The sequence below is a fragment of the Pseudomonas sp. 37 R 15 genome, assembly GCF_900004865.1.
GTDB lineage: Bacteria > Pseudomonadota > Gammaproteobacteria > Pseudomonadales > Pseudomonadaceae > Aquipseudomonas > Aquipseudomonas fluorescens_AM.
On sequence record NZ_CVTV01000018.1, the window covers coordinates 1 to 18,513 of the forward strand.

Consider the following 18,513-nt stretch of genomic DNA (forward strand, 5'->3'; position numbering starts at 1 on the left):
GTGAATTTGCCCTTGCCGTGCAACTCGTCGAGTAACGCTTCGAATTCGTGGTCGGAGATCAGCCCGTCGCCGGCCGGTTCAGCCTTGGCGGCTGGGGTGGCTGGGGCGGCGGCGGTGGCCGCGACTTGCGGCAAGGCTTCGGCGACAAACGTGCCTTTGCCATGCAGTTGGTCGAGCAGTGCCTCGAACTCGTCGTCGGTAATATCGGTGCTGGCATTGGCTGCCGGCGCTGCCGGCGTAGCGGGCGCGGCATCCGACGGAGCCGGGGCCACGGCGTCGGCTGCGAACTGGCCTTTGCCATGCAACTGGTCGAGCAGGGATTCGAATTCGGCGTCGGTAATGTCTTCGCTGGTCGGCGTGGCGACCGGCGCAGCCGCAACCGGCGCTTCAGCTTGAGCCTTGACCGCATTGAGCGAGTCGAGCAGTTGCTCGAACTCGCTGTCGGTCACGTCCGGCTCGGCTTGCGCCACCGGTTCAGGCTCGGCTTGCACCGCAGGTGCTTCGGCAGCCGGTTCGGCCAGGCGCGCCAGGGCGGCCAGCAGTTCCGGGGTGGCGGCCGTGATCGGCGCACGTTCGCGCACTTCGCTGAACATGCCGTTGACCGCATCCAGTGCTTCGAGAATCACGTCCATCAATTCCGAGTCAACCTGACGCTCACCCTTACGCAGGATGTCGAACACGTTCTCGGCGATGTGACAGCACTCCACCAGCTCATGGAGCTGGAGGAAGCCGGCGCCCCCTTTTACAGTGTGAAAACCGCGAAAAATTGCATTGAGCAGGTTCGCATCATCCGGGCGGCTTTCCAGCTCGACCAGTTGTTCGGACAGTTGCTCTAAAATTTCGCCGGCCTCTACAAGGAAATCCTGAAGGATTTCTTCATCGGCGCCGAAGCTCATGTGGGTGCTCCTTAGAAGCCTAAACTGGACAGCAAATCGTCTACGTCATCTTGACCGGATACGACGTCTTCACGTTTATCGGCATGAATCTGCGGACCTTCACCCTTGGCGAGATGTTTTTGTGGATCTTTTTCCGAGAGGATCGCTTCACGGTCATGTTCGATGCCGGCAAAACGGTCGACCTGGCCGGCCATGAGCACCAGTTTGAGCAGGTTGCTTTCCACTTCGGTGACCAGTTGGGTCACCCGCTTGATCACCTGGCCTGTGAGGTCCTGGTAATCCTGGGCCAGCAGAATATCGTTGAGGTTGCTGGCCACCGTGCGATTTTCCTGTTCGCTGCGCGACAGAAAACCGTCAACCCGACGCGCCAGCTCACGGAACTCTTCAGCCCCTACTTCGCGGCGCATGAAACGGCCCCAGTCCACGCTCAGGGCGTGGGCTTCGCTGGCCATGCCGTTGACCAGGGGCGTGGCGTTTTCCACCAGGTCCATGGTGCGGTTGGCCGCCGCCTCGGTCAGCCTGACCACATAGGACAGGCGTTCAGTGGCATCGGTGATCTGCGAAATCTCTTCGGCCTGGGGCATGCGCGGGTCAATCTGGAAATTGACGATCGCACTGTGCAGCTCGCGTGTGAGCTTGCCCACTTCCTGGTACAGGCCGCGGTCACGGGTCTGGTTAAGCTCATGGATCAACTGCACCGCGTCGGCGAACTGGCCTTTTTCCAGGCTGTCGACCAACTGGTGAGCATGCTTTTTCAGGGTCGACTCAAAGTCGCCCTGTGACGTTTCTTTATGCTCCATAGCTCCCCCGCGATGGCATTAGCCGTGGATGCGTTCGAAGATTTTTTCGATCTTCTCTTTCAAGGCCAATGCTGTGAATGGCTTGACCACGTAACCGTTGACCCCGGCTTGGGCGGCTTCGATGATCTGTTCACGCTTGGCTTCGGCGGTCACCATCAACACCGGCAGGCTGCGCAGTTTTTCATCGGCGCGCACATGGCGCAGCAAATCGATACCGGTCATGCCCGGCATGTTCCAGTCGGTTACCAGAAAGTCGATGCTGCCGCTGTTGAGGATCGGAATCGCCGTAATGCCGTCATCCGCCTCGACCGTGTTAGTGAACCCAAGGTCACGCAACAGGTTTTTTATGATCCGCCGCATCGTTGAGAAGTCATCAACGATGAGGATTTTCATGTTCTTGTCCAATTCGACCTCCAAGCAGTCTTAAACGCGCCCAGCACCTGGACGCGCCACTTCAATCAACAGGCGTTACACAAAAAGGACTGCCCAGGGCACCACGGAGCGATCCCGCGAAGGCCGAAGCCTTCGCGGTAGCATCTGCAGTGTCCCCACACTGCCTGTCAGCGCGCGCGCCACTCTCCCAACCGTCCCCGCAAGCGGGCCGCGCACTGGCTATGCAACTGGCTGACACGCGATTCGCTGACCCCCAGGACCTCACCGATTTCCTTGAGGTTCAGCTCTTCGTCGTAGTACAGCGCCAGCACCAGGCGCTCACGCTCCGGCAAATTGGCAATGGCGTCCGCCAACGCGCCCTGGAAACGCTCATCTTCCAGATCGCGTGACGGTTCCATATGCGCACTCGCGCCGTCCTCGTGCAGCCCTTCGTGTTCGCCGTCCTGCAACAGGTCGTCGAAACTGAACAGGCGGCTGCCCAAGGTATCGTTCAAAATCCCGTAATAATCGTCGAGACTCAATTGGAGTTCGGCCGCAACTTCATGATCTTTAGCGTCACGACCGGTTTTTGCTTCAATTGCACGAATTGCGTCACTGACCATGCGCGTATTGCGGTGTACCGAACGCGGCGCCCAGTCGCCTTTACGCACCTCATCGAGCATCGCGCCACGGATACGGATACCCGCATACGTCTCGAAACTCGCGCCCTTGCTCGCGTCATATTTGGTCGACACTTCGAGCAGGCCGATCATGCCGGCCTGGATCAGGTCTTCCACCTGCACGCTGGCGGGCAGGCGCGCCAACAGGTGATAGGCAATGCGCTTGACCAGGGGCGCATAGCGCTCGATCAATTCGCCCTGGCTGTCACGTGCCGACTTTTTGTAAAGGTTGTAGCCGCTTGATGTCATAGCACAGGTCCCGCGCTCGTCTGATGCACCAGTCGCTCGACGAAAAACTCCAGATGCCCCCGAGGGTTGGCAGGCAGCGGCCAGGTATCGACCTTCTGGGCAATGGCCTTGAACGCCAGTGCGCACTTCGAACGAGGGAACGCTTCGTAGACCGCACGCTGCTTTTGCACGGCCTTGCGCACACACTCGTCATAGGGAACTGCGCCGACGTATTGTAACGCCACATCGAGGAAACGATCCGTGACCTTGGTCAACTTGGCGAACAGGTTGCGCCCTTCCTGCGGGCTCTGGGCCATGTTGGCCAGCACGCGGAAGCGGTTCATGCCGTAGTCACGGTTAAGCAGTTTGATCAGGGCGTAGGCATCGGTGATCGAGGTGGGTTCGTCGCACACCACCAGCAGGACTTCTTGCGCTGCGCGTACAAAGCTGACCACCGACTCGCCGATCCCGGCGGCGGTGTCGATCACCAGCACGTCGAGGTTGTCGCCGATATCGCTGAAGGCCTGGATCAGGCCGGCGTGCTGCGCCGGGCTCAGGTGCACCATGCTCTGGGTGCCGGAGGCGGCCGGCACGATGCGGATCCCACCGGGCCCCTGCAGCAGCACATCGCGCAGCTCACAGCGGCCTTCGATCACATCGGCCAGCGTGTGTTTGGGGGTCAGCCCCAACAGAACGTCCACGTTGGCCAGGCCCAGGTCAGCATCCAGCAGCATGACGCGACGGCCAAGCTCTGCCAGGGCCAGGGACAAATTCACTGACACGTTAGTTTTGCCGACGCCACCTTTGCCGCCGGTCACCGCGATCACCTGTACGGGATGCATGCTGCCCATTTTATTTCTTTACCTTGTCTTGCTTAGACGCAGGCTACATGGCTTGGCCGCGTGTATCGCTTGCAGGCCATCGATGTAGGTACATTTCACGGTGTTCATCCTGCCTCATCCCACCCGTTTTGCCGGGTTGTGATAAAGGTCGGCGAACATATCGGCCATCGCTTCCTCGCTAGGCTCGTCTTGCATTTGCACGCTGACAGCACGGCTGACCAACTGATGACGGCGCGGCAGATGCAAATCATCCGGGATCCGCGGCCCGTCGGTCAGGTAGGCGACCGGTAGTTCATGACTGATTGCCAGGCTCAACACTTCGCCCAGGCTGGCAGTTTCATCCAGTTTGGTCAGGATACAACCGGCCAGCCCGCAGCGTTTATAGCTGTGGTAGGCAGCGGTAAGAACCTGTTTCTGGCTGGTGGTTGCAAGCACCAGGTAATTTTTTGACTTGATGCCACGCCCGGCCAGGCTTTCGAGCTGCATGCGCAGGGCCGGGTCGCTGGCTTGCAGGCCGGCGGTATCGATCAACACCACGCGCTTGCGCAGCAGCGGGTCGAGGGCGTTGGCCAGGGACTGGCCCGGGTCGACATGGGTCACCGGCACATTGAGGATGCGGCCCAGGGTCTTGAGCTGTTCCTGGGCGCCGATGCGGTAACTGTCCATGCTCACCAGCGCGATGTTTTGCGCGCCGTACTTGAGCACGTAGCGCGCTGCCAGCTTGGCCAGGGTGGTGGTCTTGCCCATGCCGGCGGGGCCGACCATGGCGATCACACCGCCCTCTTCCAGGGGTTCGATTTCCGGGGTGGCAATCATGCGTGCCAGGTGCGCCAGCAGCATGCGCCAGGCCTGGCGCGGCTCTTCGACTTCGGAGGTCAGCGCCAGCAGGTCACGGGACAACGGGCCGGACAGGCCGATGCGTTGCAGGCGACGCCACAGGTTGGCCTGTTGCGGCTTGCTGCCTTGCAGTTGCGTCCAGGCCAAAGAGCCGAGTTGCACTTCGAGCAGCTCGCGCAGGCCGTTGAGTTCAAAGCGCATCGAATCGAACGCACGCTGATCGACCGCGGCGGCCGGGGCTGGCGCGGCGGGACGCGGCGGTTCGACAAACGTAGGTTCCACCAGCGGCTCGGAAGCGGTCAGCGGCAGGCCGGCGAACAACTGGCGATTGGTGGTAGCGTCGCTGTCGCCGCGCATGCTCAGTTCGGCCTGGGCCGAGACGATGCGCGAAGCGGTCTTGCGCAGCTCGTCTTCAAGCTCCATGTTCGGCACGCGCGGCGCCAGGGCCTGGGGGGTGTAATCCAGGGCAGCCGTCAGCTCGACACCGCCGGCAATACGACGGTTACCGATAATCGCGGCATCGGCGCCCAGCTCATCGCGGACCAACTTCATGGCCTGACGCATATCGGCGGCGAAAAAACGCTTAACTTGCATAACCCACTACCCTCAGCCGTTGGGCCCTACTGTCGCGACGATAGTCACTTGCTTATTGTCAGGAATTTCCTGGTAAGCCAACACGTGCAAATTCGGTACTGCCAGGCGTCCAAAGCGCGACAACATCGCGCGGACCGGACCGGCCACCAGCAAAATCACCGGCTGGCCCTGCATCTCCTGGCGCTGCGCGGCTTCGATCAACGAACGCTGCAGCTTTTCAGCCATGCTTGGCTCCAGCAACACACCTTCTTCCTGGCCTTGCCCTGCCTTCTGAATACTATTGAGCAATATCTGTTCCAACCTTGGCTCCAAGGTGATAACAGGCAGCTCAGACTCAACGCCTACAATGCTTTGCACGATTGCGCGGGACAAACCGACGCGCACCGCCGCCACCAGCGCGGCAGTATCTTGACTCTTGGCGGCGTTGTTGGCGATGGCCTCGGCAATGCTGCGAATGTCCCGTACCGGCACTTGTTCGGCGAGCAAGGCCTGCAGCACCTTGAGCAACTGCGACAGCGACAGCACGCCCGGCACCAGCTCTTCGGCCAGTTTCGGCGAGGCCTTGGCCAGCAAACCCATCAATTGCTGGACTTCCTCGTGGCCGATCAGCTCGTGGGAGTGCTTGTAGAGAATCTGATTGAGGTGAGTGGCGACCACGGTGCTGGCGTCGACCACGGTGTAACCCAGCGATTGCGCCTGGCTGCGCTGGCTGACTTCGATCCACACCGCCTCCAGGCCGAAAGCCGGATCTTTGGCGGTAATGCCGTTGAGCGTACCGAACACCTGGCCGGGGTTGATCGCGAGTTCGCGGTCCGGGTAGATCTCGGCTTCGGCCAGGATCACGCCCATCAAGGTCAGGCGGTAAGCGCTGGGGGCCAGGTCGAGGTTGTCGCGGATATGCACGGTGGGCATCAGAAAGCCCAGGTCCTGGGACAACTTCTTGCGCACACCCTTGATCCGCGCCAGCAACTGGCCGCCCTGGTTGCGGTCCACCAGCGGAATCAGGCGGTAACCCACTTCCAGGCCGATCATGTCGATCGGGGTCACGTCGTCCCAGCCCAACTCCTTGGTTTCCTGGGCGCGGGCCGGGGATGGCAGCAATTCCTGCTGGCGTGCGATTTCCTGCTGGGCCTGGACCTTGACTGCATTCTGCTTTTTCCAGAACAGATAGGCCGCGCCGCCGGCCATGGCCGCCATGCTCAGGAACGAAACGTGAGGCATGCCCGGCACGATGCCCATGACGGCCATGATGCCGGCGGCCACGGCCAACGCCTTGGGGGATGCGAACATCTGGCGGCTGATCTGCTTGCCCATGTCTTCGGAGCCCGAAGCACGGGTCACCATGATCGCTGCCGCTGTAGATAACAACAGTGATGGCAATTGCGCCACTAAACCGTCACCGATGGTCAGCAAGGCGTACACCTTGCCTGCGTCGCCGAACGTCATGCCGTGCTGGAAGATCCCCACGGCGATGCCGCCGATCAGGTTGATGAACAGGATCAACAGGCCGGCGATGGCATCACCGCGCACGAATTTGCTGGCGCCGTCCATGGAACCGTAGAACTCGGCCTCCTGGGCGACTTCGGCCCGGCGTGACTTGGCCTGGTTCTGATCAATCAGGCCGGCATTGAGGTCGGCGTCGATGGCCATCTGCTTGCCGGGCATCGCATCCAGGGTAAACCGCGCGCTCACCTCGGAAATCCGCCCGGCACCCTTGGTCACCACCACGAAGTTGATAATCATCAGGATCGCGAACACCACGATACCGACCACGTAGTTACCGCCGATCACCACCTCACCGAAGGCCTGGATCACCTTACCGGCGGCGGCGTGACCGTCCTGGCCATGGAGCATCACCACGCGGGTGGACGCCACGTTCAGCGCCAGGCGCAGCAGGGTCGCCACCAGCAGGATGGTGGGGAACACCGCAAAATCCAGTGGCCGCAGGGCGTACACACAGACCAGCAGCACCACCACCGACAAAGCAATGTTGAAGGTGAAAAACACATCGAGCAGGAACGGCGGCATCGGCAACATCATCATTGCCAGCATCACCAGCAACAACAACGGCACACCCAGATTGCCCCGCGACAGGTCAGTCAGGGTGCCACGGGCCGTGCTGAGCATTTGAGAGCGATCTACCACCGGTATTCCTCGTGTCCTTGAAGCAAAGTTTTGACGCTGGGAGGCGTCCTGAAGGCGGTATTGCAAGAAGCCTTCCAACTTTGCTTTCGGGCTCTGACAACCTGCCAAGCGCCCGAGGCCATCGGGCCTGAATCCATTCAAATGTGGGAGGGGGCTTGCCCCCGATAGCGGGGTATCAGCTATGGATTTGTTGACTGACACACAGCGATCGGAGGCAAGCCCCCTCCCACATTTGGTTTTGTGTGCAGCCAGGTAATGCCCAGGAAATTTCCGACAAGGATTTGGGGTTGCCCCTAGGAAAACCGCTCTAGTCTCCGTACACCGCTGCAAACGCAGCGGACGGGCGTCGCGGTCCGATTTACCAATGCGCAAAAGCACCATTGTCCGCTTTCAGTCAGCGATTTTTTGTCGTTTACTGTGCGGCCCTTATGGTGGCTGTGCGCGGGATACCTTCGGGTATGCCGGGTTCCTTGGTAACCGGTCCGCGAACCTGCGCACAGCTGCCACCCTCCATCGCATCGCGGCGATCAGTGGCAGCTCCACCTTTACCGAGGATATTCACAGTGATCAAACCCGCCCCAAATCCCCCCATCCGGCTGTTTACCATCGCCGACGGCATCAGCAGCGAAGACCTGCTGGTTAACCTCAGCGAAACCCTCGCCTCGGCCAATGCGCTGAGCTGCGACCTGGCCTTTGACCTGGAAGGCTCGAAACGAGAAGAACTGCTTGGCGTTGCACAGTTGATCGAACTGGCGCAGTTACTGGCTGACCGTGTGCACGCCGACACCGGAATGACGGATACCGCAAGCAGCGCATAACGCGGTCCAACTGTGGGAGCAAGCCCCCTCCTACATTTGAGCTGTGTTCTGCCTTGAAATAAACGGCTATTCGGTTGAGTCAACCGTACGCACATTCTCAGCCTGCGGACCTCACCGTGCCCGTTGCCATTGCCGCTCTCCTTTACCCATCGGGTCCCGCCTCGGTGTCATTACTCGCACTGATGGGGAGTGCATAGACGCCGTTGGGTTTATGGATCATCTGAAACGTTATCTGCTCACCAATCGACAGTGCAGTCCAATGCCAATCGCTCCAATCGATGAAGATGTTTTCTTCCCCGTCGTCCAACGCAATCAACCACTCGCCGCGGGTCAACTCATAGGATTTGACAGTACCCGTCGCCACCTTCAATACCGCTCTCCCTGCATCTGGTTTACTACATGCGCGAAGTGCCAGGTATGTAATAAACAACGGGAAGCGCCCTGTGGCTACTGTCAAAGTTGACAGGTAGACGGGGGTCGCCGTTAGGTGCTAGAGCTGGCGAATCATGCATCCGGTGCTTTTTTTTGCGTGTGGGGTTTTCGCAGCTTGGGAGGGGCTAGGGGGACGTCAGCGCTCTTAACGCTTGTCGACTGAACGCCAACCTCATTGCCATCGCGATCCAGAGCCTTGAAGCCAATGCCCTTGACCGCATCGCACCACCTGACCGTGCCCCTGCTCATCATCGCCTCCCGAGCCGCGCATGGCTGCGTGGCTCATCGCTGTATCAAACAGTGAAGGCGGCGTAATGGCTACTGTCAAAGTTGACAGGTAATGGGCACCCTCCTGTAGGAGCGAGCTGGCTCGCGAAGGTGGGTAACGATAACGCGGGGCGTCAGGATGAACGCGGCGACCGTGAGTTTTTCGCGAGCAAGCTCGCTCCTACAGTGAGCAGCAGCGTTCAGGAATCGCGGCGCAGGTCTGGCGGAATCGGCAGGTCCTTGAGCGGATCAGGCCGCTTGCCCTTGCCCGCCCGGTATTGGCGGATCTGGTAGACGTAAGCCAGCACCTGCGCCACCGCCAGGTACAACCCGGCGGGGATTTCCTGGTCCAGATCCGTGGAGTAGAAGATCGAGCGTGCCAGCGCCGGGGATTCCAGCAGCAGAATGTCGTTGGCCACGGCGATCTCACGGATCTTCAACGCAGTAAAGTCGCTGCCCTTGGCCAGCAGCATCGGCGCGCCGCCCTTCTCCGGGTCGTACTTGAGAGCCACGGCATAGTGGGTCGGGTTGGTGATGATCACGTCGGCGTCGGGCACCGAGGCCATCATCTTGCGCTGGGACATTTCCCGCTGCAATTGGCGGATGCGTTGCTTGACCTCCGGGCGCCCTTCCTGGTCCTTGTGTTCGTCGCGCACTTCCTGCTTGGTCATCAGCAGTTTCTTGTGGCTTTCCCACAACTGGATCGGCGCGTCCACTGCCGCGATGATGATCAACCCGGCGGACATCCACAACGCGCTCCACCCCACCACTTGCAGGCTGTGAATGATCGCCGACTCCAGCGGCTCATGGGCGATGCGCAGCAGGTCGTCGATGTCGGACGACAACACCGCCAACGCCACGAACAGGATCAGGATGAATTTGGCCAGGGCCTTGAGCAGCTCCACCAGGGCCTTGGTGGAAAACATGCGTTTGAGCCCGGCGCCCGGGTTCATACGGCTGAACTTGGGCGCCATGCTGCCGGCGGCGAACAGCCAGCCGCCGAGGGCGACCGGGCCGATCAACGCGGCCAGCAGCAAGGTGATGAGAATCGGCTGCACCGCCAGCAGCGCGATCTTGCCTGAATGCAGCAGGTACTGGCCCATGGAATCGGGGTTGAGCAACACCTCCCGGGGCAGACTGAAGTTGTGCTTCATCAGCTCCAGCAAGTCCAGCGCCAAGCCACCGCCGTAGATCAGCAAGGCACCGGCGCCGGCCATCATGGTCGCAACGGTATTGAGCTCTTTGGAGCGCGCGATCTCGCCCTTTTCCCTGGAGTCCTTTTTACGTTTCTCCGTGGGGTCTTCTGTCTTGTCCTGACCACTCTCGCTCTCGGCCATGGCTCAGCGCGCCCGTGCCAGGTCACGTAAGAACTGCAGGGCTTCGGTCGCCAGCGGTTGATACTGATTGAGAATGTCAGCCAGGCCGATCCAGAAAATCCCCATGCCCATCACCAGGGTCAAGGGAAAGCCAATCGAGAAAATGTTCAGCTGCGGCGCCGCGCGGGTCATCACGCCAAACGCGATGTTGACCACCAGCAGCGCGGTGATCGCCGGCAGCACCAGCAGCAAGGACGCGCCCAGCACCCAGCCGAGGCGCCCCACCAGCTCCCAGAAATGGTTGACCACCAGCCCCGAGCCCACTGGCAAAGTGGTAAAGCTTTCGGTCAGCACCTCGAACGCCACCAGATGGCCGTTCATGGCCAGGAACAGCAAGGTTACCAACATGGTCAAAAATTGCCCGATCACCGCCGCCGACACGCCGTTGGTGGGGTCGACCATGGACGCGAAGCCCATGCCCATCTGGATCGAGATGATTTGCCCGGCCACCACAAACGCCTGGAAGAACAGGCTCAGGGAAAAGCCCAGCATGGCGCCGATCAGGACCTGTTCGGCAATCAGCAGCAGCGCACTGAGGTCGAGCGCGCTGACCGGCGGCATCGGCGGCAGGCCAGGCACGATCACTACCGTAATGGCCACCGCGAAATACAGGCGCACACGCCGTGGTACGAGGGTGGTGCCGAACACCGGCATGGCCATCAACATGGCCGTGACGCGAAACAGCGGCAGGATGAACGAGGCCACCCAGGTACTGATCTGGGTGTCGGTCAAGGCCAACAAGGACTGCATCGGCTCAGCCGATCAACTGCGGAATACTGCCGTACAGCTGCAGGATGTATTCCATGAAGGTTTGCACCAGCCACGGGCCGGCGACGATCAGGGTGATCAGCATCACCAGCAGGCGTGGCAGGAAGCTCAGGGTCTGTTCGTTGATCTGGGTGGCGGCCTGGAACATCGCCACCAGCAGGCCGACCAGCAGGCTCGGCACCACCAGCACGGCGACCATCAGCGTGGTCAGCCACAGCGCTTCACGGAACAGGTCGACGGCAACTTCAGGGGTCATAGCCCTATACCCCCCCGAAACTGCCGGCCAGCGTGCCGATAATCAGCGCCCAGCCGTCCACCAGCACAAACAGCATGATCTTGAACGGCAGCGAGATGATCAGTGGCGACAGCATCATCATACCCATTGCCATCAGCACGCTCGCCACCACCAGGTCGATGATCAGGAACGGGATGAAGATCATAAAGCCGATCTGGAACGCGGTCTTCAATTCCGAGGTGACGAAGGCCGGCACCAGAATCGTCAGCGGCGCCTGGTCCGGGGTGGCAATGTCGGTACGCTTGGACAGGCGCATGAACAACTCAAGGTCGCTGGAGCGGGTCTGCGACAGCATGAAGTCCTTGATCGGGCCCTGGGCCTTGTCGATCGCGTCCTGGGCCGTGAGCTTTTCCGCAAGGTAAGGCTGCAGGGCTTGCTGGTTCACCTTGTCAAATACCGGCGCCATGATGAACAGCGTCAAAAACAGCGCCATGCCGGTGAGGATCTGGTTCGACGGCGTCTGCTGCAGGCCCAGGGCCTGGCGCAGGATCGAGAACACGATGATGATCCGCGTAAAGCTGGTCATCAGCATGACGAACGCCGGGATAAAACTCAGCGCGGTCATGATCAGCAGGATCTGCAGGCTGACCGAGTATTCCTGCGCGCCGGCCGCATTGGTGCCCAGGGTAATCGCCGGGATCGACAACGGGTCGGCGCCCAGTGCCATCGGCGCGGCCAGCAACAGCATGAGCGTCAGGAACACGCGCATTACTTCTTATCCTTCTGATCCTTGCCCAGCAATTCCATCAGGCGCTGGGCGAATTCTGGCGTGGCGGTCTCGGTGCTGGCCGCGTCCACCGGGGTCTTGAGTACGTGCAACGGGGTGATGCGGCCAGGGGTGATGCCGAGCAGGATCTGCTCCTCGCCCACCTGCACCAGCACCAGCCGATCCCGCGGGCCGAGGGCACGCGAGCCGACCAGCTCGATCACCTGGGCATTGCCCGGGCCGATGCGCTGCACGCGGCGCATCAGCCAGGCCAGCACGAAGATCAAGCCGATCACCAGCAACAGGCCGAGCAGCAACTGCGTCAACTGCCCGCCGACGCTGCCGACCGCCGGTGCCGCCGCCGCTTGCGCGACCGGCTCGGCCGCCAGCGCGCTCAATGGCAGCGCCAGCCACAGTCCCGCCATCGAGTACTTCATTTCAGCGCAACTTCTTGATGCGTTCGCTCGGGCTGATCACGTCGGTCAGGCGGATGCCGAACTTTTCGTTGACCACCACCACTTCGCCATGGGCGATCAGCGTGCCGTTGACCAGCACGTCCAACGGCTCGCCGGCCAGACGGTCCAGCTCGATCACCGAGCCCTGGTTGAGCTGCAGCAGGTTGCGGATATTGATTTCGGTGCTGCCCACTTCCATGGAAATCGACACCGGAATGTCCAGGATCACATCCAGGTTGGGGCCGTCGAGGCTCACCGGCTCATTGTTTTTCGGCACGCTGCCGAATTCTTCCATCGCCAGGCGCTTGCCGGCCGGTGCAGACGCGGCGTCGGCGGCCAGCAGCGCGTCGATGTCGTCCTGGCCGACATCGCCGGTTTCTTCCAGGGCCGCAGCCCACTCGTCAGCCAGGGCCTGGTCTTCGGCGGAAGTGTTTTCGTGTTCGGTAGCCATTACATGTCCTCGGCGTAGCAAAAATGAATGTTGATCAGCGGCGGTTGATCGGTTCGATCACTTGCAACGCCAGGTTGCCTTTGTGAGAGCCGAGCTTGACCTTGAACGACGGCACGCCGTTGGCGCGCATGATCAGTTCTTCCGGCAATTCGACGGGGATCACGTCCCCCGGCTGCATGTGCAGAATGTCGCGCAGGCGCAGCTGGCGACGGGCCACGGTGGCGCTCAGGGGCACGTCGACGTCCAGCAGGTCTTCGCGCAGGGCCTTGACCCAGCGTTCGTCCTGGTCGTCGAGATCCGACTGGAAACCGGCGTCGAGCATTTCGCGCACCGGCTCGATCATCGAGTACGGCATGGTCACGTGCAGGTCGCCGCCGCCGCCATCGAGTTCGATGTGGAACGTGGACACCACAATGGCTTCGCTCGGCCCGACGATGTTGGCCATGGCCGGGTTCACTTCCGAGTTGATGTACTCGAAATTGACTTCCATGATCGCCTGCCAGGCTTCCTTCAAGTCGATGAAGGCCTGCTCCAGCACCATGCGCACCACGCGCAGCTCAGTGGGGGTGAATTCACGGCCTTCGATCTTGGCGTGACGGCCGTCGCCGCCGAAGAAGTTGTCCACCAGTTTGAACACCAGCTTGGCGTCAAGGATGAACAGCGCGGTGCCGCGCAACGGCTTGATCTTGACCAGGTTGAGGCTGGTGGGCACGTACAGCGAGTGGACGTATTCACCGAACTTCATCACCTGCACGCCGCCCACCGCCACGTCCGCGGAGCGGCGCAGCATGTTGAACATGCTGATGCGGGTGTAGCGGGCGAAACGTTCGTTGATCATTTCCAGGGTCGGCATGCGTCCACGGACGATGCGATCCTGGCTGGTCAGGTCATAACTTTTGACACTGCCGGGCTCGGCAGCCATTTCGGTCTGTACCAGACCATCGTCCACGCCATGCAACAGCGCGTCGATTTCATCCTGGGACAGCAGGTCTTGCACGGCCATGTCGTGATCCTACTGCAATACGAAGTTAGTGAAGAGCGCCTGCTCGACTACGACTTTGCCGAGCTCTTTCTGGGCCACTTCCTGCACGCTGGCAGTGACCTTCTGGCGCAGCATCTCCTGGCCCACCGGCGTGGCCAGGCTGTCGAAGCTCTGGCCCGAGAACAGCATCACCAGGTTGTTGCGGATCACCGGCATGTGCACTTTGAGCGCGTCCAGGTCCGCCTGGTTGCGCGCCAGCAAGGTGATGCTCACCTGCAAGTAGCGTTGGCGACCGTTCTGGTTGTAGTTGGCGACAAAGGCCGGCAGCATCGGTTCGAAGATTGCCGGTTGCTTGACGTTAGTGGCGGTGTCGGCGGCGGGAGCCGGTTTGCTTGCGTTGCTGTGCATGATGTACCAGGTGCCGCCAATCGAGGCGCCAATGGCCAGGAGCAGGCCCAGCACAATCAGCAGGATCAGCTTGAGCTTGCCTTTGCCTGCGGGGGGAGTTGCTGCGTCGTCGCTCTTCGCCATGCCAATAATCCGTCACTATTCGGGGATTCATAGATCTACGGATAGGCAAGAGCAAGTGTTATGCCAGAGTTGTCTGAGAAAGCCAGCAACACAAACCAATGTGGGAGGAGGCTTGCCCCCGACAGCAGTGTGTCAGTCAACAAATCTGTCGCTGATACAGCGCAATCGGTGGCAAGCCCCCTCCCACATTTTGGATCTCTATCTGATTCAGGTCAGGCGTAGTAGTCGACGGCGCTGGAGCCGATCACGGTCTGAGTCACCGGCGCCACAGCCTCAGCCACATCCACTTGGCCGGCGCTGTCGCCACCGCGTCCGACGCTGGCGCCCACACCCCGCGCCTGGCTCTGCTGTTGCTGCTGCTCCTGCCCCCGGGACTGGTCGGACACATTTACATCCACCTGCCCCATGCCCTGCTGGGCGAACATCTCGCGCAAGCGCCCGGACTGGCTTTCCAGCGCTTCACGCACCACGGCATGGCCGCTCATGAAACTGACTTGGGCCTGCTGGTCGGGCGTCATGTTGACCTTGATATCCAGGCGGCCCAGTTCGGCCGGCTGCAATTGGATTTCGGCCGACTTGAGGCTGGCGCTGGAGAGGTACATCACGCGGTTGACCACTTCTTCGGTCCAGCCGCTCTGGTGCATGGCCAGCGGGGCGTTGACCACTGGCGGCAAGGCATTGGCGGTTTTTGGCGTGGCGGCCTGGGTCAGCGCGGCCAGGCGGTTGGCGAAGTCATCCACGCGGGTGTCGCTGCCGGCATCCTTGAGGTCCTTGAGGCCGTCATCGATCAGCGCGCCAAAGGCTTTGTCGCCGCCGGTGTCGGTGCTGTCCTTGGTGGCTTGTTGATCGACCATCGTGGCCAGGCCCGCCGCAAAATTCTGCGCGGCGGTCGGCTGATCCAGGGCCGTGCCAGGCGCCGCTTTCTGCGGCGCCTGGCTGCCGGCCGACACATGACCGCCCTGCTCCATCGCCAGGCGCACGGCAGGCATGGCGTCCAGGGGGTCGGCTTCGGGGTCGAAGGCCGGCTGGCTGGCCTCATCGATCACGGTGACGGCGGCCGCCACCGGTTGGGGCGTGTCATCCTCCACAGCCACCGCAGAGGCCGGGGTTGGCACCGGGACGGCGACGGGTGTGACCGTGGCGATCAAGGCCGGATCCACCGGTGTATCGGACGCGGGCTGTTGCGCCAGGGACGGATCGGCGGGTGTGTCCTCGGCCGCTTTGTCGGTATCCGACGGCTTGGCAGGCAAGGAATTGCCGCTATCGGCAACCGCAGGCGTACTGGCGGCAGACGGGTTGTCGGCTGTTGCCGGCGACGATTTGCCCGGGGCGCTGTCGGTTTTCAGCGTCGGTTTGGCGCCCTGGTTGGCGAACACTTGAGCGAAGCCAGGGCCCTTGTCCCGTGGGTCCGCAGCCGCCACCGCAAGGGTGGCGGCAGGCGCTTGAGGCTTGGCCGCGGGGGCAGCCTGAAGGAGCGAATTGGGGGCGACTGGCATAGTTAAAGGTCTCCACTGCATGGGGGTCGGGGATGCAGTATCGGGAGATAGAGCAAGAGTCGGGCCAGGTTGGCAGCGACGACTTATAAAGTGAAACGCTGGCGCTCCGATTCGTACATCGGCTTGACCAGCGCGAACTCACGGTCAATCTGATCAACCAACGCACCGAGATCCGATGCGGGCTCAGCGGACTCAGCCTCCAATCGCTGGCACAACTGCGCCAACCGCACCGCGCCCAGGTTGCCACTGCTACCCTTGAAGCTATGCGCTATGTGCCCCAGCGCCTTGGCATCGTCACGCGCCTTGCGCAACGCGGTGACACGCTCCTGAGAATCATGAAGGAAGGTATCCAGCAATTTCGGGTATTCGCCCTCCATCACCTCCTTCAAACCCGACAACACGTCCGGGTCCAGATGTATATCGACCACTTGCTCGCTCCTTGATCAAGAATTGACGGATTATGCCAGAGCCTTCCAGCAAAACTCCACGCAGACGCAGCGCCCGCCATCGGACCAGCGTACGTCGCCGCTCAGTTGACGCACCAGGTTCAAGCCGCGGCCGGACAGACGGTCAGCATCCTGCGGCCGCGCCAGCACCTCGTCAACATCGAAGCCAGGTCCGCTGTCCTCGACACGTAGCGTCATTTTGCCGCCCTGCGCAGTCGGGGACACCTGCACATGCACCCGGATATGGCCGCTGTTCAAGTGCGCCAGCCGCTCATTGCGCAGGCGGTAGTACTGCGCAAACCCATCGGCATCGCGCTTGAGCTGTGAATCCAGCCCCAGTACGCCATGTTCGAGGGCATTGGCATACAACTCGGCCATCACCGTGTAGAGCGCGCCGCTCTGCTCACGCAGGCCGTGGACCTCCAGCAGCAATTGCAGCAGATACGGCAATGGGTTGTAGCGCCTGAGGGTCTGCGCGCGAAATTCGAAACTCACCGACCAATTCAGCGGGCACGACTGGCCACTGTCGGAATACATCGGCTCGGCCACACGGACCGGTTGGCCGGGCAGCAACGTGATTTCAACCATGCTGACGTCGTCCCGTGCCTCACCGCGAAAGGCCGCCAGCGCCTGCTCGATATCCTCGAACAAGCGGTCGGGCTCGCGGTTGGCGGCAAACACCTGCTGCAAACGCTCGGCGCCGAACAACTGGTCATTGGCGTCGGCAGTGTCCAGCACCCCATCGGAGAGCAGGAACACCCGATCGCCCAGAGCCATGGGCCAGACTTCGGTGCTGTCATCGAATGCCTGGGCCGGCAGCACGCCCAACGGCAGATGCCGCGACATCAACGCCGTGCGCTTGCCGGTGGCGACCTCATGCACATAGCCTTCGGGCATGCCGCCGTTCCACACCTCCACCACGCGCCGCTCGGTGCTCAGGCACAACAGTGTGGCGCAGCAGAACATGTCCACCGGCAGGATGCGCTTGAGCTTGGCGTTCATCTCGCGCAGGGTTTGCGTCAGCCCATAGCCCTTGGCGGTCATGCCGTAGAACACTTCGGCCAGGGGCATGGCACCGATGGCCGCCGGCAGGCCGTGGCCGGTGAAATCGCCAAGCAGCACGTGCATGTCGCCGGACGGCGTATAGGCCGCCAGCAACAGGTCGCCGTTGAACAGTGCATAGGGCGATTGCAGGTAGCGGATATTCGGCGCCGCGTTGATGCACCCCGAATGCGCGACCTTGTCGAACACGGCCTTGGCGGCGCGCTGCTCATGTAGCAAGTAGTCGTTGTGCCGGGCGATCTGGTCACGCTGCTGCAGCACCGTGGCTTGTAACCGCCGCAGGCGGTCCATGGCATTGATCTTGGCGGCCAGAATCAACTGGTTATAGGGCTTGGGCAGGAAATCGTCGCCGCCGGCGTCAAGGCACTCGGCCAGTGCAGCGCTTTCGCGCAGCGAAGTCAGGAAGATGATGGGGACCAACTGCTCGCCCGCCAATTGCTTGATCCAGCGCGCGGCGAGAAAGCCATCCATCACCGGCATGATCGCGTCCATCAGCACCAGCTGCGGGCGCTCGCGTGCAAACACTTCAACGGCTTGCTCGCCATTGGTCGCGGTGAGCACATGGTGGCCCTGACGCCGCACGATGGTCGACAACAACAGCAAGTCGGCGGCACTGTCTTCGGCAATCAGGATGGTCAGCGGCTCGGATAAGGGGGCCAGGACTCTCACGATATATCGAACAGCTTGTCGAAATTGGAAATGGCGAGGATTTTGCGCACGTCGTGACTGCTGTTGCTGACGTGCACTTGAGACTCATCGCCACCGGCATGGTCCCTGAGCAGCAGGAGCATGCCCAGGGCTGAGCTGTCCATGTAGGTGGTTTCTTTAAGATCGACCACATACAACTCGGGCACCTTGTAGTAACGCTCGTAGGCATCGCGAAATGCCTGGTGGCTGCCGAAATCGAACCGGCCCTTGATTGCGATCGTCAACTTCTTCCCGTCCAGGGATACTTCTGACTCGATTGACATGTGACTGCTTCCTTGTCATGGGTCTGTGCAACAAGGTGTAGCAGGCGAACCCGATCTGAGCAA

At 61.4% G+C, this 18,513-nt stretch carries 21 protein-coding genes; 1 reads left to right on the plus strand and 20 read right to left on the minus strand.

From position 1 onward, the window contains the following. From BFQ04_RS03870 to flhA, 7 genes are all read right to left on the minus strand, one after another. Window positions 1-896, minus strand: an 896-nt coding sequence (locus BFQ04_RS03870) for an Hpt domain-containing protein (protein WP_175413245.1), incomplete at its 3' end; no start/stop codon positions are given. Window positions 897-907: 11 nt separating this feature from the next. Then, window positions 908-1,696, minus strand: coding sequence for a protein phosphatase CheZ (locus BFQ04_RS03875; RefSeq protein WP_065949663.1), 789 nt, complete (start codon window positions 1,694-1,696; stop codon window positions 908-910). A gap of 18 nt (window positions 1,697-1,714) precedes the next feature. After that, a complete protein-coding gene (locus BFQ04_RS03880) occupies window positions 1,715-2,089 on the minus strand; it encodes a chemotaxis response regulator CheY (protein WP_015885173.1) in 375 nt (124 codons plus the stop codon). A 167-nt stretch (window positions 2,090-2,256) separates the two neighbouring features. Further along, a complete protein-coding gene (gene fliA, locus BFQ04_RS03885; RefSeq protein ID WP_065884564.1) occupies window positions 2,257-2,997 on the minus strand; it encodes an RNA polymerase sigma factor FliA in 741 nt (246 codons plus the stop codon). Then, entirely contained in the window at window positions 2,994-3,827 is an 834-nt protein-coding gene (gene fleN / locus BFQ04_RS03890; RefSeq protein ID WP_003192912.1) for a flagellar synthesis regulator FleN, read from the minus strand. The genes fliA and fleN overlap by 4 nt, the downstream gene beginning before the upstream one ends. Before the next feature lie 105 nt (window positions 3,828-3,932). After that, window positions 3,933-5,249 carry a flagellar biosynthesis protein FlhF gene (gene flhF / locus BFQ04_RS03895; protein ID WP_065949664.1) on the minus strand — a complete coding sequence of 439 codons (1,317 nt, stop codon included), beginning with the start codon at window positions 5,247-5,249 and terminating at the stop codon, window positions 3,933-3,935. A 12-nt stretch (window positions 5,250-5,261) separates the two neighbouring features. After that, window positions 5,262-7,376, minus strand: coding sequence for a flagellar biosynthesis protein FlhA (gene flhA, locus BFQ04_RS03900; RefSeq protein ID WP_065949665.1), 2,115 nt, complete (start codon window positions 7,374-7,376; stop codon window positions 5,262-5,264). A gap of 581 nt (window positions 7,377-7,957) precedes the next feature. On the opposite strand from flhA, the gene BFQ04_RS03905 reads away from it, so the two are divergent. Next, window positions 7,958-8,212 (plus strand): DUF6124 family protein, encoded by a 255-nt coding sequence (locus BFQ04_RS03905; RefSeq protein WP_065949666.1) that lies wholly within the window; start codon window positions 7,958-7,960, stop codon window positions 8,210-8,212. A 142-nt stretch (window positions 8,213-8,354) separates the two neighbouring features. Here BFQ04_RS03905 and BFQ04_RS03910 read toward each other — a convergent pair whose 3' ends face one another. From BFQ04_RS03910 to BFQ04_RS03970, 13 genes are all read right to left on the minus strand, one after another. Then, a complete protein-coding gene (locus BFQ04_RS03910) occupies window positions 8,355-8,576 on the minus strand; it encodes a cold-shock protein (protein ID WP_241669087.1) in 222 nt (73 codons plus the stop codon). Between the two features lie 535 nt (window positions 8,577-9,111). Beyond that, complete coding sequence (flhB, locus tag BFQ04_RS03915) at window positions 9,112-10,248, minus strand: flagellar biosynthesis protein FlhB (RefSeq protein WP_065949668.1); 1,137 nt, start codon at window positions 10,246-10,248, stop codon at window positions 9,112-9,114. Between the two features lie 3 nt (window positions 10,249-10,251). Beyond that, window positions 10,252-11,037, minus strand: coding sequence for a flagellar biosynthetic protein FliR (gene fliR, locus BFQ04_RS03920; RefSeq protein ID WP_065949669.1), 786 nt, complete (start codon window positions 11,035-11,037; stop codon window positions 10,252-10,254). 4 nt (window positions 11,038-11,041) lie between these two features. Next, entirely contained in the window at window positions 11,042-11,311 is a 270-nt protein-coding gene (gene fliQ / locus BFQ04_RS03925) for a flagellar biosynthesis protein FliQ (protein WP_057721355.1), read from the minus strand. A gap of 4 nt (window positions 11,312-11,315) precedes the next feature. Beyond that, window positions 11,316-12,059, minus strand: a complete 744-nt coding sequence (fliP, locus tag BFQ04_RS03930; protein ID WP_032895954.1) for a flagellar type III secretion system pore protein FliP — start codon at window positions 12,057-12,059, stop codon at window positions 11,316-11,318. Next, on the minus strand, window positions 12,059-12,493 hold the full coding sequence (gene fliO / locus BFQ04_RS03935) for a flagellar biosynthetic protein FliO (protein ID WP_065949670.1): 435 nt from the start codon (window positions 12,491-12,493) through the stop codon (window positions 12,059-12,061). Before fliO ends, fliP begins: the two co-directional genes overlap by 1 nt. A gap of 1 nt (window position 12,494) precedes the next feature. After that, on the minus strand, window positions 12,495-12,962 hold the full coding sequence (fliN, locus tag BFQ04_RS03940) for a flagellar motor switch protein FliN (protein ID WP_065949671.1): 468 nt from the start codon (window positions 12,960-12,962) through the stop codon (window positions 12,495-12,497). Between the two features lie 34 nt (window positions 12,963-12,996). Beyond that, window positions 12,997-13,965 (minus strand): flagellar motor switch protein FliM, encoded by a 969-nt coding sequence (fliM, locus tag BFQ04_RS03945; protein ID WP_010166091.1) that lies wholly within the window; start codon window positions 13,963-13,965, stop codon window positions 12,997-12,999. 9 nt (window positions 13,966-13,974) lie between these two features. Continuing rightward, window positions 13,975-14,475, minus strand: coding sequence for a flagellar basal body-associated protein FliL (gene fliL / locus BFQ04_RS03950; RefSeq protein ID WP_065949672.1), 501 nt, complete (start codon window positions 14,473-14,475; stop codon window positions 13,975-13,977). Window positions 14,476-14,687: 212 nt separating this feature from the next. Continuing rightward, window positions 14,688-15,971, minus strand: a complete 1,284-nt coding sequence (locus BFQ04_RS03955) for a flagellar hook-length control protein FliK (protein ID WP_065949673.1) — start codon at window positions 15,969-15,971, stop codon at window positions 14,688-14,690. A gap of 83 nt (window positions 15,972-16,054) precedes the next feature. After that, entirely contained in the window at window positions 16,055-16,399 is a 345-nt protein-coding gene (locus BFQ04_RS03960) for an Hpt domain-containing protein (protein WP_065949674.1), read from the minus strand. 30 nt (window positions 16,400-16,429) lie between these two features. After that, window positions 16,430-18,148, minus strand: coding sequence for an ATP-binding SpoIIE family protein phosphatase (locus BFQ04_RS03965; protein WP_065949675.1), 1,719 nt, complete (start codon window positions 18,146-18,148; stop codon window positions 16,430-16,432). Continuing rightward, on the minus strand, window positions 18,145-18,450 hold the full coding sequence (locus tag BFQ04_RS03970; protein ID WP_065884552.1) for an STAS domain-containing protein: 306 nt from the start codon (window positions 18,448-18,450) through the stop codon (window positions 18,145-18,147). The genes BFQ04_RS03965 and BFQ04_RS03970 overlap by 4 nt, the downstream gene beginning before the upstream one ends. Window positions 18,451-18,513: the final 63 nt, after the last annotated feature.

Excerpts from the sequence above, each read along its gene's own strand:
- fliO (WP_065949670.1), bottom strand. The coding sequence starts at position 12,493 with ATGAAGTACTCGATGGCGGGACTGTGGCTGGCGCTGCCATTGAGCGCG.
- fliM (WP_010166091.1), bottom strand. The coding sequence starts at position 13,965 with ATGGCCGTGCAAGACCTGCTGTCCCAGGATGAAATCGACGCGCTGTTG.
- BFQ04_RS03955 (WP_065949673.1), bottom strand. The coding sequence starts at position 15,971 with ATGCCAGTCGCCCCCAATTCGCTCCTTCAGGCTGCCCCCGCGGCCAAG.
- fliQ (WP_057721355.1), bottom strand. The coding sequence starts at position 11,311 with ATGACCCCTGAAGTTGCCGTCGACCTGTTCCGTGAAGCGCTGTGGCTG.
- fliN (WP_065949671.1), bottom strand. The coding sequence starts at position 12,962 with ATGGCTACCGAACACGAAAACACTTCCGCCGAAGACCAGGCCCTGGCT.
- fliA (WP_065884564.1), bottom strand. The coding sequence starts at position 2,997 with ATGACATCAAGCGGCTACAACCTTTACAAAAAGTCGGCACGTGACAGC.
- fliR (WP_065949669.1), bottom strand. The coding sequence starts at position 11,037 with ATGCAGTCCTTGTTGGCCTTGACCGACACCCAGATCAGTACCTGGGTG.
- flhB (WP_065949668.1), bottom strand. The coding sequence starts at position 10,248 with ATGGCCGAGAGCGAGAGTGGTCAGGACAAGACAGAAGACCCCACGGAG.
- flhA (WP_065949665.1), bottom strand. The coding sequence starts at position 7,376 with ATGCTCAGCACGGCCCGTGGCACCCTGACTGACCTGTCGCGGGGCAAT.
- BFQ04_RS03875 (WP_065949663.1), bottom strand. The coding sequence starts at position 1,696 with ATGGAGCATAAAGAAACGTCACAGGGCGACTTTGAGTCGACCCTGAAA.
- fliL (WP_065949672.1), bottom strand. The coding sequence starts at position 14,475 with ATGGCGAAGAGCGACGACGCAGCAACTCCCCCCGCAGGCAAAGGCAAG.
- flhF (WP_065949664.1), bottom strand. The coding sequence starts at position 5,249 with ATGCAAGTTAAGCGTTTTTTCGCCGCCGATATGCGTCAGGCCATGAAG.
- BFQ04_RS03970 (WP_065884552.1), bottom strand. The coding sequence starts at position 18,450 with ATGTCAATCGAGTCAGAAGTATCCCTGGACGGGAAGAAGTTGACGATC.
- BFQ04_RS03880 (WP_015885173.1), bottom strand. The coding sequence starts at position 2,089 with ATGAAAATCCTCATCGTTGATGACTTCTCAACGATGCGGCGGATCATA.
- fleN (WP_003192912.1), bottom strand. The coding sequence starts at position 3,827 with ATGGGCAGCATGCATCCCGTACAGGTGATCGCGGTGACCGGCGGCAAA.
- fliP (WP_032895954.1), bottom strand. The coding sequence starts at position 12,059 with ATGCGCGTGTTCCTGACGCTCATGCTGTTGCTGGCCGCGCCGATGGCA.